General features: G+C 65.0%; 10 protein-coding genes. 6 read left to right on the top strand and 4 right to left on the bottom strand.

What is annotated here, in order from left to right; translation table 11 throughout:
• The first annotated feature begins 154 nt into the window (after nt 1-154).
• Nucleotides 155-1,414 carry an adenylate/guanylate cyclase domain-containing protein gene (locus GGD65_RS04280; RefSeq protein ID WP_179740201.1) on the top strand — a complete coding sequence of 420 codons (1,260 nt, stop codon included), beginning with the start codon at nt 155-157 and terminating at the stop codon, nt 1,412-1,414.
• Here GGD65_RS04280 and GGD65_RS04275 read toward each other — a convergent pair.
• Complete coding sequence (locus GGD65_RS04275) at nt 1,411-2,655, bottom strand: MFS transporter (RefSeq protein ID WP_183234476.1); 1,245 nt, start codon at nt 2,653-2,655, stop codon at nt 1,411-1,413. The two genes, GGD65_RS04280 and GGD65_RS04275, sit on opposite strands and share 4 nt — an antisense overlap.
• A 167-nt stretch (nt 2,656-2,822) precedes the next feature.
• Here GGD65_RS04275 and GGD65_RS04270 point away from each other — a divergent pair, with 167 nt between their 5' ends.
• The 5 genes from GGD65_RS04270 (at nt 2,823) to GGD65_RS04250 (ending at nt 12,445) form a co-directional block, all read left to right on the top strand.
• A complete protein-coding gene (locus GGD65_RS04270) occupies nt 2,823-4,175 on the top strand; it encodes an Nramp family divalent metal transporter (protein WP_179740197.1) in 1,353 nt (450 codons plus the stop codon).
• Between the two features lie 667 nt (nt 4,176-4,842).
• Nucleotides 4,843-7,857, top strand: a complete 3,015-nt coding sequence (locus GGD65_RS04265) for an adenylate/guanylate cyclase domain-containing protein (RefSeq protein ID WP_210316846.1) — start codon at nt 4,843-4,845, stop codon at nt 7,855-7,857.
• 149 nt (nt 7,858-8,006) lie between these two features.
• Nucleotides 8,007-9,137 carry a cytochrome P450 gene (locus tag GGD65_RS04260; RefSeq protein WP_246783189.1) on the top strand — a complete coding sequence of 377 codons (1,131 nt, stop codon included), beginning with the start codon at nt 8,007-8,009 and terminating at the stop codon, nt 9,135-9,137.
• A gap of 21 nt (nt 9,138-9,158) precedes the next feature.
• Nucleotides 9,159-10,967 (top strand): hypothetical protein, encoded by a 1,809-nt coding sequence (locus GGD65_RS04255; protein ID WP_183234474.1) that lies wholly within the window; start codon nt 9,159-9,161, stop codon nt 10,965-10,967.
• On the top strand, nt 10,964-12,445 hold the full coding sequence (locus GGD65_RS04250; protein WP_183234473.1) for a Dyp-type peroxidase domain-containing protein: 1,482 nt from the start codon (nt 10,964-10,966) through the stop codon (nt 12,443-12,445). The genes GGD65_RS04255 and GGD65_RS04250 overlap by 4 nt, the downstream gene beginning before the upstream one ends.
• A gap of 36 nt (nt 12,446-12,481) precedes the next feature.
• On the opposite strand, the gene GGD65_RS04245 is transcribed toward GGD65_RS04250, so the two are convergent.
• The 3 genes from GGD65_RS04245 to hemB all read right to left on the bottom strand — a co-directional run bounded on the left by GGD65_RS04245 (nt 12,482) and on the right by hemB (nt 15,302).
• Nucleotides 12,482-13,258, bottom strand: a complete 777-nt coding sequence (locus tag GGD65_RS04245; protein ID WP_183234472.1) for an arginyltransferase — start codon at nt 13,256-13,258, stop codon at nt 12,482-12,484.
• Nucleotides 13,259-13,380: 122 nt separating this feature from the next.
• Nucleotides 13,381-13,923: an RDD family protein gene (locus GGD65_RS04240; RefSeq protein ID WP_018320037.1), complete on the bottom strand. Its 543-nt coding sequence runs from the start codon at nt 13,921-13,923 to the stop codon at nt 13,381-13,383.
• Between the two features lie 317 nt (nt 13,924-14,240).
• Nucleotides 14,241-15,302: a porphobilinogen synthase gene (gene hemB, locus GGD65_RS04235; RefSeq protein ID WP_183234471.1), complete on the bottom strand. Its 1,062-nt coding sequence runs from the start codon at nt 15,300-15,302 to the stop codon at nt 14,241-14,243.
• Between the last annotated feature and the right edge of the window lie 14 nt (nt 15,303-15,316).

The following is a 15,316-nucleotide window of genomic DNA, read 5'->3' as shown; positions in this document are numbered from 1 at the left end:
TTTCTGGTCGGCAGTGACATCGGTTCCATTTGCAGCCGGCACGACAGCGCGTCAACCGCGCCTATGGCATATTCGACCTGCTGCGGGCGGGAGCCTCGTTGCGCACGTTCGCGCGCGGCCTTTCGCCCGTCACGAATGCACGCCATAATGGCGCATGCAATTGACCTCGCGCCTTGCGCTGATGAACTGGCTGACCGGCCAGGGGCTCACGGGCCTTCCCGAAAACGAACTGCTCCGCGGCTTCTGCGAGCGCTGCCGCGCCGAGGGGCTGGAGCTGTCGCGTGCGCTGGTCGTGATCGACACGCTGCATCCGATCTATGAGGGCCGCGGCTTCCGCTGGAGCGACCGTCCCAGCAACGAGAGCGACGCGTTCGAATACCGCTCGACCGCCGAGGGCGATGCCGCCGCAAGCTGGCGCCGCTCGGTGTTCTTCCACATGCTGGAGCATGGCCACGACGAGATGGTGATCGATCTGGCCGACGCGCCGTCGATGGATTTCTCCCAGATCGGCGAACTCGCAGAAAAAGGCCACAAGCACTATCTCGCCTTCGTGCATCGCTTCGGCGAGAACGGCGCGCTCGGCCTGATGGACTGCCTCTATTCCTGCTGGACCACGCGCCGCGACAGCGGCTTCTCCGGCGGCGAGCTCGAGGCGCTGCGCGATCTCGTGCCGGTGCTGGGGCTCGCGATCAAATCGGCCCAGCAGGTCGACATCGCGCGCACGCTCGGGCGCGTCTATCTCGGCCGCGACGCCTCCGAGCAGGTGCTGCGCGGCCGCATCTCGCGCGGCGTCACCGAGCGCATCAACGCCGTGCTCTGGTACTCGGATCTGCGCGGCTCGACCGGAATCAGCGAGAGCATCGGCCCCGACGAGATCATCCCGTTCCTCAACGACTACGCGCAGGCCGTGATCGACGCGATCCACGAGGCCGGCGGCGACGTGCTCAAGCTGATCGGGGACGGCGTGCTCGCGATGTTCTGGGGTGAGGACATGGCGGATGCGCGGCGCGCTGCGCTCCGCGCCGAGCATCTGTTCCGCAAGAACGTCGCGGCGTTGAACAAGCGGCGCGAGGCCGACGGCCGTCCCACCACCTCGGCCTATATCGGCCTGCATGTCGGCGAGGTCTTCTATGGCAATATCGGCAGCGAGGACCGGCTCGACTTCACGGTGGTCGGGCCGACCGTCAACGAGGTCAGCCGCATCGCCTCGATGAGCCGCTCGGTCGACCGCGAGCTGTTGGCATCGGCGGAATTCTACAAGGGCCTGGATGCCGCCGGCCGGCGCTATCTGGTCTCCACCGGCCGCTACGCGCTGCGTGGCATCGGCCGTGCGCAGGATCTCTACACGCTCGATCCCGAGGTCGACGCCAGCGAGCCGGTGACGGGGAGCTACGAGCGGTATCTGGCGAATTAGCACCGCGCCGCGACTTCATCCCCCACCATGTCCGGCTGCCGATCCAGTGCCACGGCCGGCGACAGCCAGATCACCAGCGCCTGCGCGCCGAACACGGCGGCCGCGAGATAAAGGCAGGCTTCGGCGCTCCAGAGGCCGCCGACGACCGCGCCCAGCGCCGAGCCGAGCGGGCGCGCGCCGTAGCTCATGATGTTGATGGCGGAGACGCGGCCCAAGAGGCGCGGCGGCGTCACGGACTGGCGAAGCGTCGTGGTCGAGATCACCCAGAGGATCGGCCCGACGCCGAGCAGGAAGAAGCTCAACGCCGCGAGCCAGGGCGAGGGGACCAGCACCGTCAGCGCCATCACCACAGCTGCAACGAAGCCCGTCACCGGGCCGAGACCGACGACGGTGCCGAAAGCCACGCGCTGCATCACGCGCGTCGCGAACAGCGCGCCGATCACCATGCCGACGCCGTACATGGTCAACACCGTGCCGACGCCGGCGGCGGTGAGGCCGAGATGGCGCACGGCATAGGGCACGAACACCGCGATCTGCAGGAACCAGCCGGTGTTGAAGATGAACTGGGTGATGAACACCGGCCGCAGCAGCGGATGATAGAATACGAAGGCCGCGCCTTCGCGGATCTCCTGGAACGGATGGCGCCGCGGGGCGGGTGCGCGCGCCGGTTCGAAGATGCCCGAGAGCAGCACCACCGCAATCGCCGAGAGCGCCGCGGCGAAGCCGAACGCCGGGCTCGCGCCCCACCATCCTACCAGCGCGCCGCCGAGGGCGGGTCCGCTGGCGAAGGCGACGGTGCGCGCCAGCTCGATCCGGGCATTCGCCGCCGGCAGGAGGTCGGAGCTCACCAACGACGGCACCAGCGCCGGCGCGGCCACGCTGTAGACGACGGTGCCGCACACGGCTGCGAAGCCGAGCAGCGCCAGCAGCGGAAGATTGAGGGCGCCGAGCGCGAGCAGCAGCACGATTGTCCCGAGGGCCACCGCCCGCAGCGCCTCGGCCCCGGCCATCAGCGAGCGGCGCGAGATGCGGTCGGCGAGCAGGCCGGCCGGAATCGCGAACAGCACGAAGGGCAGGGTCAGTGCGGTCTGCAGCAGGCCGGTCTGGCCTTCCGCGACCCCGAGCGTGAGCACGGCGACGATGGGAGCTGCGGCCAGCGCGATCTGCTCGGCCGACTGCGCCGCGAGGTTAGACCAGGCGAGGCGGCCAAAGGTGTCGGGGAGGCGAGGCGGGTTTGACATGGCTCATTTCCTGCAAAGTCGGGTTGGCGCCAGTATCCGGCGCCAACGGCCGCCAAACCCACCCGCTTCCCGACACGGCGGCGAATAACGGCCGGAGCGGGAACCCATGCCGCTAGATGCAGTTGCAAATGAGTTGCAATAAGACTCGATTTCGGTATTCTCGCCGCATGGATGCCCGATCGCCTGATTTGAGTCCCGACGCCGCCGGCTGGCGCGCTGATGCGCCCGTCACCAAAAGTCTCGCCGAGGTCAACGCCACGGTCGCCATTCCGGCCGCGGGCCGCTGGTGGCGCCGGCTGCTCGCCTTTGTCGGCCCGGGCTATCTGGTCTCAGTCGGCTACATGGACCCCGGCAATTGGGCGACCGACCTCGCCGGTGGCTCCAAGTTCGGCTACACGCTGCTGTCGGTCATCCTGCTTTCGAATTTGATGGCGATCCTGCTGCAGTCGCTGGCGGCACGGCTCGGCATCGTCACCGACCGCGACCTCGCGCAGGCCTGCCGCGCCACCTATTCGCCGGGGGTGAATTTCCTGCTCTGGCTCGCCTGCGAGGCGGCGATCATCGCCTGCGATCTCGCCGAGGTCATCGGCACCGCGATCGCGCTGAAGCTGCTGTTCGGCATTCCCCTGATCGGCGGGGCGCTGCTCACGGCCCTCGATGCCTTCCTGCTGCTGCTGCTGATGAACCGCGGCTTCCGTTTCCTCGAAGCCTTCGTCATCGCGCTGCTGGCGGTGATCGCGGTTTGTTTCGCGGTCCAGATCGTGGCTGCGGCGCCGCCGGTGGCGGAGGTCCTGCACGGCTTCATGCCGAAGAGCGAGATCTTCACCAACCCCGAGATGCTCTACATCGCGATCGGGATCATCGGCGCGACGGTGATGCCGCATAATCTCTATTTGCATTCCTCGATCGTGCAGACGCGCGCCTATGAGCGCAACGACGCCGGCCGGCGCGAGGCCATCAAATGGGCGACGACGGACTCGACCATCGCCCTGATGCTGGCGCTGTTCATCAACGCCGCGATCCTGGTGGTCGCAGCCGCAACCTTCCACAAGAGCGGCCATTCCGACGTTGCCGAGATCGGCCAGGCCTTCGAGCTGCTCTCGCCGCTGCTCGGCCTCGGCATCGCTTCGACGCTGTTCGCCGTGGCGCTGCTCGCCTCCGGCCTGAACTCGACGGTGACGGCGACGCTCGCCGGCCAGATCGTGATGGAAGGCTTTCTCGACCTGCGCCTGCCGAGCTGGGCGCGCCGCCTGCTCACCCGCGGCATCGCCATCGTTCCGGTGATCGTGGTGACGGCGATCTATGGCGAGCGCGGCACCGCTGATCTGCTGGTGTTCAGCCAGGTCGTGCTGTCGATGCAGCTGCCCTTTGCGGTGATCCCGCTGGTCCGCTTCGTCTCCGACCGTCGCAAGATGGGGCAGTTCGCGATTCCAGGCTATGTCGCGACGATCGCGTGGATCGTCGCGGGCGTCATCGTGATTTTGAACGTGAAGCTGCTGGTGGATACGCTGTTCGGGTGAGGGCGGCGGCTATCTATCCGGCCGGTTGAAGTGGGCCTTGCTCGGACGGCCCCCGATCAGGCAGCGAGCGTGACCTTCCCGAAAGCGAGCGTCTGCCCGGATAGATGTCTTGGCTGGCGACTTTGCTTTCGATTTCGCGCGCAGGGGTTGCAAAACCTGGCGTCGGAACTCGATTTGGCAAACTGTCACTTTTCAATTTGTGCGGCGCGCGTATACTAGTTGCAATTGCTGACCGGGCGTACAATAATAACCCCTGTTTCAGCATTGATTTTGCTTCCGGCGGGATGATCGGCGGATCCTGCGCCGGACCAAGAGCGGCCACTGCAATTCTCCGGACTCATCTATCGGTTGTGCGCGAATAGAGTTGGCGCACGAAATTTTTGATTTGATCGTTTGGATTGATCGACAGCTTGTTTTTCTGCTGAGCGGGTTCACGCCCCGAAGGGGCGATGTTCAAGCCAGAACGCGTTGGTAATTTCGTTCAAGTCATTGATGAGTGTGTGCTGCCGTGACCAGGTGTCCCGCTTGTTCAGCCCGTATTTCCCGCGAGCATCGCTTCTGCTCTCAATGTGGTGCGAGTCTCAATCGTAACGCGGAGGAGCCGGGCGCCCCGGACCGCGATGCGCACGTCGTCCAGCTGCACCATCATCTTCCCGTTCGCTCGCAGATGCTGACTGAAAACAAGCAGGTCAGCGTGCTGTTCGTCGACGTCTGCAATTCGACCTCCCTGTTGCAGCATGTCGACCCCGAGGAAGCCCGCGCCTATCTCGGTAGGGCATTGGACCGGTTGGCTGACGCGGTCGAGACCTATGGAGGCACGGTCAGCCAGTTGCTCGGCGATGGCCTCGTCGCCTTGTTCGGCGCGCCCGTGGCGCAGGAAGACCACGCCCTGCGGGCGTGCCTTGCCGCTCTCAAGATGCAGAGAGCATCCATTCCAGCCCAAGATATCGGAGGCGTTGTCAGCCCGACGCTACGCATCGGTATCAATTCGGGCGAGGTGCTGGTCGGTATCGTCGGACAGTACCGGTGGTCGCACTACGGCGCGGACGGAAAGACAATCCATCTCGCTTCGCGACTTGAAAAGATGGCGCCGCCCGGCGGCATCCTGATCAGCGCCGCGACGCAGCGGCTGGTCGCGCAGCAGATCGACACGCGTACGGCGGGCGTGCGGATCGTGCGCGGACTGGATGTTCCGATCGAAGTGCATGAAGTCGTGGTGGAGACCGAAAGTTCGGCGGCCGCGCCATTGACGCGGAAGCCGCGCTGGGCGCCTCTGATCGGACGCGAAGACACCTTGAGGATCCTGGAAGGGACCCTGGAGACCGTTCAAAAGTCCGGAATGCGAACCATCGGGTTGTGTGGCGATGCCGGGATCGGCAAGTCGCGCCTGATCGTCGACTGGATGGACAGCCTCGCGCAAGAGGGCGTGGACGTCTGCTTTTCGCAGGCGAGAGGGTATGCGAGCACGCGGGCCTATAGCACCGCCACCGATCTGACTGCAAGTTTGGTCGGGCTTGCGCAAACCAGCGCGGCAGACATTCGGCATTCCGCCAAGCAGGCGTTGATTGCGAAATGGCCCGATGACGGCGCCGAGCATCTGGCGGCGGTCAATGATCTCTTGGGACTTGCGGCACCGGATGAGGCCTGGCTGGCGCTGAACCCGGCGCAACGACGGCGCCGGATCGGCGAGGCGTTGCTCTGGCTCGTGCGCAGACGCGTGCGGTCCGGCGCTTTCCTGCTCGTGCTCGAGGACGTCTTCCTGGCCGACCGCGAGAGCCGGCGGCTGTTCGAGGGCCTGCTTCCAAAACTTCAGGCGCTGCCGGTCCTGATTTGCGTCACCTATCGACCGGATTTCGACCATCAGTGGCGTCGGGCGTCCTGGTTTTCCGAGCGCGTGATCGAGCCGCTGGGCGACGGAGAAATGCTCCAGCTCGCGCGCGCCTGTCTCGGCGATGATCCGTCCGTGCTTGGCGTCATGACCGAACTGGTCGCGCGTGCCGACGGCAATCCCTTCTTCCTGGAGCAACTGGTTTTCACGCTGATCGATGACGGGTCGCTGGAAGGGACCCCTGGCGCCTACCGTTTGCAGAGGCCCCTCGGAGAGCTGCGGGTGCCGGGCTCCATCGCGGCGGTGATCGGGGCGCGGGTCGACAGGCTGCCCGAAGCCGCAAAGTCGGCGCTCGAGGCTGCGGCCATCCTTGGTGATCCCATCACGCGCGATCTGGTTGCCGCGATGCAGGCCGTGGACCTCGATCGCGCCGAAGAATTGCTAGGCCTTTGTGTCGCATCCGGATTGCTGACGAGTCCGGACCAGGCGAGGGGATCGCACGCCTTCGCGTTCCGCCATGCCTTGGTCCGTGACGTCGTGCTCGGGGTGCTCACGCGCGCCAGGCTCAAGGCGCTGCATCGCCAAGCCTTCCTGGCGCTGCACGCCCAGCCCGGGGCCGCCGATGTCGATGCCGCGCCGGCACTGGCGCATCATGCCTTCGGGGGCGAGGAATGGGAGCAGGCGGCAAGATTCGCCGTCAAGTCGATGGCGCGTGCCATCTCGCGCTCGGCCAATCGGGAGGCCGTCCAATTGCTGGAGAAGGGCATCCAGGCGGCACGGCGCGTCGAGGGCGCGACGACCGCCCAGACCCTGGAGCTCGCGCTCCGACTGGAGGCCATTGGCGCAATGCTGGCTCTCGGGCAGATCGACGAGATCTTCGACAACATGGAGCGGGCTGAAGCCATCGCCGTGCAGCTGAACGATCAGCGTGCACGAGCGGCGGTTTCGACCGAGACAGCAGTGTTTCTGTGGATGCGCGGACGTTTCGAGCAAGGTCTGGGCTACGCTTCGCAGGGACTGGAAGCGGCTCGCCTCGCACAGCGTCGTCACATGATGATGGCGGCGCATCAGACCCGCCTCATGCATCTGCATGCGCTCGGGCGGTACGCGGACGCGGCGGCCGAGGGCCGGATCCTGCTGTCGGACTACGAACCGGAATTGTCGGCGCATTATGTCCAACCGGGCTGGGCGGCGATTCCGATCATCAACCTGTACGCATTTCATGCCAGCACGCTGTGGCGCCTCGGGGATGGCGGCGCGGCGGACGATTTCTTCGCCAAGAGCTATGAGATTCTGTCGAACATCGATCACCCATATTCCCGTCTGTTGATCGACACGGTCCAATCGCAGATCTGGGTCGAACGCGAGGAGCTCGACCGCGCCGAGTCCCTGATGCGCACGGGTGTGCAGCAATGCATGACGCACAACGTGCCGACCATGCTGTCCGTCTGCACCGGCGTTCTCGGCAGCGCGCTGGCGCGCAATGGCAAGGCCGCCGAAGCGGTGCCCATGCTGGAGAAGGGGTTCGCCGATCGCATCTACGAGGCGGCCGGCCCCTATGGCAGGACGTTCATGCGCGTGAGCCTGGGTGTCGCCTATCGCAAGCTCGGCCGACTGGACGATGCGATCGCCGTCGGACGCAAAGCGGTCGAGCAAGCCGCCGAGGAATACGGACACCAGACCGAAGCCCTGTATGAGCTCGCCGAAACGCTGCGGCAGGCCGGCGATCAGGCCGGGGCCGAAGCGCATTTCAAGCGAACCGCCGAGGCGGCGGAGCGTCTGGGCATGCCTCACTACCGGATGCGGGCCGCCGCGGCGCTCACAGATTGGCGGAAGGACGGGTACGCAGCATGAAAATCTCAGCTGGCACTCCTGATGCAATGCCGCCGGGGCTCCGCAGCCTCTCCTATGGGATCTTCTGTTGGGCCAATCGCCGTCCGAGGGCGTTGCGAGCCGTCGGTGCGGTGCTTCGGCTTTGGCCGTTCGCGGGTGGCTGGTTCGGCATGGCGGCGCGCGCCAGTGCGGTCAAGGGTGTCCTGACCAGGCCGCAGAGTTTCTCGAACTCTGCCCATGCGGCCAATCTGGCCGCCGGCGATTACCTGATTGGCATGGATCCGGGCCCTACCTACCACGACGACCGGCGTCTGCTCGATGCCCGGTTGGCTTTGCTGGCTGCGAGCTTGCCGGCTGCGGCCGATCAGGAGGTTCAGCGACTCGTCGAGCAGCTTGGGCAACTCGGCACGAACAAGTCGTTCGACCTCATTGACGACTACCTGATGTGGATCGTGTTTCGAGCGATGGATCCGCTGTTCGGAGCGGCAACGGGCAAGGTGGTGGCGGGCGCGCATGGCAATTTCAACGACCCGGGGCTACAACGGCAATATCTCCTGGAAATCAGATATGTCGCAGGCCAGCTCCTTGCCGGAAGCACTGCGACGCTGAGGGTTCAGCGACGGGCAGAACTCTGCTCGGATGCGTTGCGGGCACGTATCGCCGCCGTGAGCCGCGACATCGAACAGGCTTGGGGTGTCCACAGCACCGCCAGCGAGATCACGCGGAATGCCGCCGGTCTTGCCTGGATTTCGCATCCGGTCACGGTGCAATCGGGGGCACTGGCCGTGCAGGAGTTGCTCGGGCGCTCCGGGGTTCACCGGGCCTTGCGGGCGGAAGCCGAGCGGCTCGGGCCGGCCCGCGTTTGGCAAGACGCCAAGTTCCGCGATCTGGTGCGCGAGCACGTGCTCGAGCTGATGCGCTTTCGGCCCATCTTTCCGCTGCTCGCGCGCGACGTGCCGCGCGATACGGAATTCGAGACCGGGGCGCGGCACAACGCGCCGTGCTCCGCTGGCGGCAAGATGGCGATCTGGTCGATTGCCGCCCTGTTCGATTCCAGGGTGGTCAAGAAGAGCCGTCAGTTCTGTCCCGCCCGCAATTGGGGGCCGCATCAGGATTTGCGCTGGCTGATGTTCGGATACGGCACCCGCCAATGTCCTGCCAAGGATTACGCGGTCGAAATCCTGACCAGCGCGCTGATCGGTCTGCTGATCCTGCCCGAGCTGCGACTGACGCGGGGCGAGGGCAAGGCCATCGCCTATGACGGCCCATTGATGTCTCGCATGCGCGTGAACTTCGTCTGACGGATCGTGGAAGGACAGTCCATGCTCAAAATGGTCCGGCAGCAGATGATCTGCATCATTGCGCCAGGCTGGCGCGGCGCGGTGGATTTTTCCGACTCGGGAGACATGCAGTCCGCGCTGAATGCACTGTTTGACGATGTTGCTGTCATTCAGTTCGCGTCCATCGCACTGTTGCCGGCGCGCACGGACGCAGAGGACCAGGCGCCGCTGCTGATGCTCGAGCTTGCCGTCGAGGAAGGCATCGGTCCCAAGGACATGCTGTACCGGCTGGTCCATCATCCCAGCGGCGCGATGTGGTCGCTCTTCAGCTCTTACTGGCCCGGCGGCGGGCCTGCGCTGGTGAGCGCGCGCAACGGACAATTGTTCGACAAGCTGATCGGGTGGCTCAGTCTCGCCGATGGCGGTTTCGTCGGTCCTCGCGACCGAACGGCCCGCCAGATCAGGAAGGAGCACGACCTCCTGATATGGACCCGGGACGAGGGACGCAAGTTGAGAGCCATGTACGGCGATGACCGTGCATCGTTCGCGCTTGCGCTGGCGCAGCGGGCATTCCAGGACCCGCGCTTCGACTGGGCGATGCAGCCTGCACCGCGGTCCTATTGGCGCGGGAAGGGTGCGAGCATCTCGGCAAAGGTAGGCTATGGGCTCGTTGTTTTCGGCTTGTGGCTGGCCTTGGTCTGGCTCGTGGGTGCGCTGCCGAAAGGATTGTTCGGCGCGATCACCTGGTTCGTCGGCGCATCCTATCCCCCGATGCAGTCCGTGGTGGACGTCATAAGCACTGTGAGCATGGAGATCGTGTGGGCGAGCGTCAGGGCGCTTCTCGCCTTTGTCGCGCTGCTGTTCCTGGGGTGGCTGCTCCTGGTCGCGCTGCCGGCCCTGTTCGCGCCCTGGCGGCGATGGGTGGACAGCGTCCGCCGCGAACTCGAACGGCCGACCGAGACGTGGTCGTCATTCTCCACCCGTGTGGTCGGCTGGATCGTGGTCGTGCCGTTGCTCGTTGCCATTTTGGTGTGCGCGGTGGTCTTCGTCTTCTATCCCAAGCCGATCATGGAAGGGATCACGGCTTTGACTGCGCGGGTTCCGGGATGGAAGCTCGCCCTCTTCGGCGTGCTTGCGATCGTCGCGCTGCTCTGCATCGGGACCTTCTTCTCCTGGATCAATCGCCGGTTTGAGGCCTTGAGCAAGTGGTTCTTTCATCCCTACGAAGACGATGTTGCCCGGGCCCAGCAGGTTCATCCGTCAATCGACCAGTGCGAAGCGCTGTTGGCCAGTGGGACCGCGCACATGGTCAGCCTGACTGATATCCGCAGCCCGAACGGATGGAGTGCCTGGTGGATCCGTGTGTCCCTGCGTGTCGTGACCTTCTTTGGGCGGGTGTTCTTCACCGAGGGGCGGCTCGGTGATGCACCGGGTATCCATTTCGGCCATTGGCACATTATCGAGGACGGCCGGCGCTTTCTATTCTGCTCGAACTATGACGGCAATTTCGGCGGTTACCTCGACGATTTCATCAACGGCGCGACGATCGGGACCACGTTGGCCTGGCGATGGACGACGCTGAGGCCGCGGGGATCGGCGGCGGTCGGGCAGCCGGACATCAAGGTGCCGCGCGATTTTCCGCCGACGCGTTTCGTGCTTTTTCGCGGTGTGAAGTGCGAGTTGAAATTCAAGTCCTACGCCCGCGACAGCATGCTTCCGCACATGTATCGCTTCGACGCGTGCAAAGCGACGATCGAGGAGATCGACCTCGCGACCGGGCTGCGCGATGCCCTGTTCGGCGAGCGCAACGACAGGAACGACGACTTCATCATGAGGGCGATCGAAACATGAAGGCTTCGCATCTCTCCGAACAGCTCGAGGACATTCAGGGAATGCTCGGAAGCGGCTTTGGCTGGTTGAAGACCAGCCGCTTCTGGCTGCTGACGATCAAGGCGGGCCGCGAGGACGATGCCCGGGCGTGGCTCGCAGGGCTCGTCGACAAGAAGCTGGTCGTCAGTGCCGCCGATGTCAGGAAATCGAGGACCCACCCCGTCGACGATGCCGTCGCGATCGCTTTCAGCTATTTGGGGCTGGCAAAGCTCGGATGCGACGAGACTGCTGCGCATCCGTTCCCGTCCCCGTTCAGCAGCGGCATGGGCTGCGACCTGCGCGCGTTGCTGTTGAGGGACGGCCCGCGAGAATGGCGCTGGTCCGATGTTGAAGGCGGTGCCGGCGACCCCGTGCATGTCCTGGTTGGCGAATGGAGAATGCGACGGAGCGCTGCCGAGATGGCGAGCGCGCCGGAGAAGTCAGCAGAACTGGATCCTGATCCCAGCGTGTTCGATGTCATCAAGATCGACAACGATCCCTGCGCCTTCCAGCAGAAGGCGGGCGACGAAGAAGAGAGATTGTACGAGTCCTTCGGGTTTCGCGATGGCCTCGCGCAGCCTGTAATCAGCGAGCTCAGGGAAGAGCGCGGCGCCGAGCGCAGGAAGATCAGGCGGGATGCCGGCATCCTGTACGAGGATCGCGTCGTCGCCCCGGGGGAATTCATTCTGGGCTATCGCAACGAATATGACGAGCTGACCTATTGCCCCAACGTCAAGCGATGGCCGGGCGATGCCACGTATACGAGCGGCCGCTTCGCGCTGAACGGAACCTATCTCGCGGTTCGCCAGATCGAGCAGGATGTCGACGCGTTCGCGAGATTTGAAGCGGTCTACGGCCAGGCCGTCTGCGAGAAGGTGATGGGCCGTCGAAAGAATGGAAAGCCATTGTCGTGGCAGGGCGATCCCGACGTTTCGATTTCGGATTCGAAAGCCGATGCATTTCGCTTTCGTGTCGACGACGCGAACGGCTTTGGCTGTCCGAAGGGAGCCCATATCCGCCGGGTCAATCCGAGGGATACGCTCGGTATCGATGTGCAATCGAGCATCAAGTCGGTCAAGCTGCACCGGCTGCTGCGCCGAGGTCGGCCCTATCGCGAGGAGGTTGCGAACGATAAGCCGCGCAAGGGCATCTTCTTCATCGCGTGCAACGCCGATCTCGAGCGGCAGTTCGAGTTCATCTACCAGCGCTGGTTGCGAAATCCCCGGTTCGTCTGCCTCAACGACCAGGACGACCCTCTCGTCGGCAAGCCGGCTGCCACCAGGAGCTTCTCCATGCCGGGATTGGCAAGCGGCGAGGAAGTGTCGCTGGCTGCTTTTACGCGGACGCTGGGGGGAGGCTATTTCTTCCTTCCCGGAATCTCTGCGCTCAAATTCATCCTCGGCCGCGAGGGCATCTCCAAAGCGGTCGGCTCAGAGGCCGTCGCAGCCTTGGCGCCCTGAAAGCCGGCGCGAGGTCGGAAGGGGCAACCGTGAGGGTCAATCCTGCGGCTCGGATGCCGCATCGCCCTGTGCATCGATGCGCAGCCAGCCCGAGGGCGCGAGGCGCTGCTGCGGCAGGAAGCGGGCCTTGTAGTCCATCTTCTTCGAGCCCTCGATCCAGTAGCCGAGATAGACGTAGGGCAACCCTTGCCGGCGGGCGCGGGCGATGTGGTCGAGGATCATGAAGGTGCCCATCGAGCGGCTGACCTGGCCCGGCTCGAAGAATGAATAGACCATCGACAGGCCGTCGCTGAGCACATCGGTGAGTGCGACCGCGATCAGCTCCTCGCCACGGCCGGTGATGCCGCTGTCGGGGCCGCGCTTGCGGTATTCGATGATGCGGGTCTCGACATGGCTATCCTCGACCATCATGGCGTAGTCGAGCACGGTCATGTCGGCCATGCCGCCATGGCGGTGGCGGGCGTCGAGATAGGCACGGAACACCGAATATTGCTCGGAGGTCGGCACCGCGTTGCGCTGCTCGCCGATGATGTCCGCGTTGCGCGCCATCACCTTGCGGAAGTTGCGGGAGGGGCGGAACTCGTTGGCGATGACCCGGACCGAGACGCAGGCGCGGCACTGGTCGCAGGCCGGGCGGTAGGCGATCGACTGGCTGCGGCGGAAGCCGCCATGGGTCAGGAGGTCGTTGAGGTCACCGGCGCGCTCCCCAACGAGGTGCGTGAACACCTTGCGCTCATGCCGACCCGGCAGATACGGGCAGGGGGACGGCGCCGTAAGGTAAAATTGGGGGGTATCGCGCGAGTGCTGGGTCAAGGGACGTCGTGGGCCTCCGAAGTGAGTATCAGCATCGCGCTACGGAAGCCCCCGGTCAATTGGTCAGCTCGGCAGGTCAGGTCAGCAGTCACCTTAGTGGATCCCGGTTAGTAAGCGGTTGATCACCAGGTCCTTGCCGCCTGCGGCACCGGCGCGCGGACGGAATTGTTGATCACGACCGTTCCCAGCACGAAATCGTGCAGTAAGCGCCGGCGGCCGTTGAACAGGCCGAGCAGCACGACGAAAGGCGTCAGGAAGCAGACCGTCACATAGAACAGCACGGCATGGGTGGCGCCGAGCACGAAGTAACCGGGTGCGCCGTACCAGGTGCGTAGCTCCAGATCCATCACCCGCATGCCGATCGTCGCGGAGGAGGGGCCGCCAATGCAGGCGCCGTAATAGACGATGGCCCAGATCACGGAGGCCGGCCAGGCCAGCCAGAACAGCGCCCAGCCGATGCCGAGCGTGACCACGCCAAACAATGCGATGAAGATGTAGCCGAGGATCACCGGCACCGAGATAACTACCATGTCGATCAGGAAGGCGAACACGCGCCGCGTCGCAACGCCGCGGAACAGCTCCGGGTGCAGATAGGGGTCGTAGGCGTGCGGCTGCGCCCCGCCGTCATTGCGCCAGGCGCCCGAATTGCCCGAGTCGTACGACATGATCCGTCCTCCCAGAGGGAAACAGAAGGAAAACCCTCAAGGCAGGACATGGGAACAGGCTCTTCCCCTGCCAAGGGCGCAGGGACGTTAACAAGCCGACATATTCCGGCGATTCGGGGGCGGATGGGGCGCGGCGCTGACGCGCAGGAAACCGGTGACGTAGGGTGGGCAAAGGCGCGTAGCGCCGTGCCCACCATTGCCCGCTCTGAAGGAGTGCCCTTAGAGCCGTGAGACCCCGTAGCGTCCTAGAAGCGTGCCGTATCTTGCGCGATGGATGGATTGGTGGGCACGCTTCGCTTTGCCCACCCTACCGCACCTTACCCCTGCGCGCGCAGCTTCTCCGCTGCCTTCGGCGCAAAATAGCTCAGCACGCCATCGGCGCCGGCGCGCTTGAAGGCGAGCAGGCTTTCCATCATGGCGCGCTCGCCGTCGAGCCAGCCGTTGTTCGCGGCGGCTGCGATCATCGCGTATTCGCCCGAGACCTGGTAGGCGAAGGTCGGCATCGCAAACGTGTCCTTCACGCGGCGGACGACATCGAGATAGGGCATTCCGGGCTTCACCATCACCATGTCGGCGCCTTCGGCGATGTCGAGCTCGACCTCGCGCAGCGCTTCGTCGGTGTTGGCGCTGTCCATCTGATAGGTGCGCTTGTCGCCGGTCAGCGTCTTGGCCGAACCGATGGCGTCGCGGAACGGGCCGTAGAAGGCTGAGGCGTATTTCGCGGCGTAAGCCATGATCTGCACGTCGAGCAGGCCGGTGCGGTCCAGGCCTTCGCGGATCGCGGCGACGCGGCCGTCCATCATGTCGGAGGGCGCGATGATGTCGCAGCCGGCTTCGGCCTGCACCAGCGCCTGGCGCACCAGCACGGCGACCGTCTCGTCGTTCAAGATCCTGCCGTCCGAGGTCAGGCCGTCATGGCCGTGGCTGGTGAAGGGGTCGAGCGCGACGTCGCAGAGGACGCCGATCTCCGGAAACTCCTTCTTGATCGCGCGCACTGCCTGGCAGACCAGATTGTTCGGATTGGTGGCTTCAGAGCCTTCCTCGTCGCGCAAGGAGGGCTCGGTGTAGGGAAACAGCGCAAGGCAGGGGATGGTGAGCTTCATGGCGCGCTCGGCCTCGCGCACGGCCTGGTCGACGCTGAGGCGCTCGACGCCGGGCATCGAGGCGACCTGCTCGCGCTTGTTGGTGCCGTCGATCAGGAACAGGGGCCAGATCAGATCGTCGGTGGTGAGGACGTTCTCGCGCACCATCCGCCGGGCCCATTCGGCCTTGCGGTTGCGGCGCGGGCGGACGGTCAGATCGAGGGCATGGGGCACCGCCGCTCCCTCGCGGCGCGAAACCTCGCGCAATTCGATCGGACGTCCGTATTTGATCGCCATCACTCTTCCTCCGG

This window comes from Bradyrhizobium sp. CIR18 (genome assembly GCF_014198295.1).
Taxonomy (GTDB): domain Bacteria; phylum Pseudomonadota; class Alphaproteobacteria; order Rhizobiales; family Xanthobacteraceae; genus Bradyrhizobium.
The sequence above is the reverse complement of the archived record's forward strand: the minus strand, read 5'-3'. Positions and strand labels throughout refer to the sequence as shown.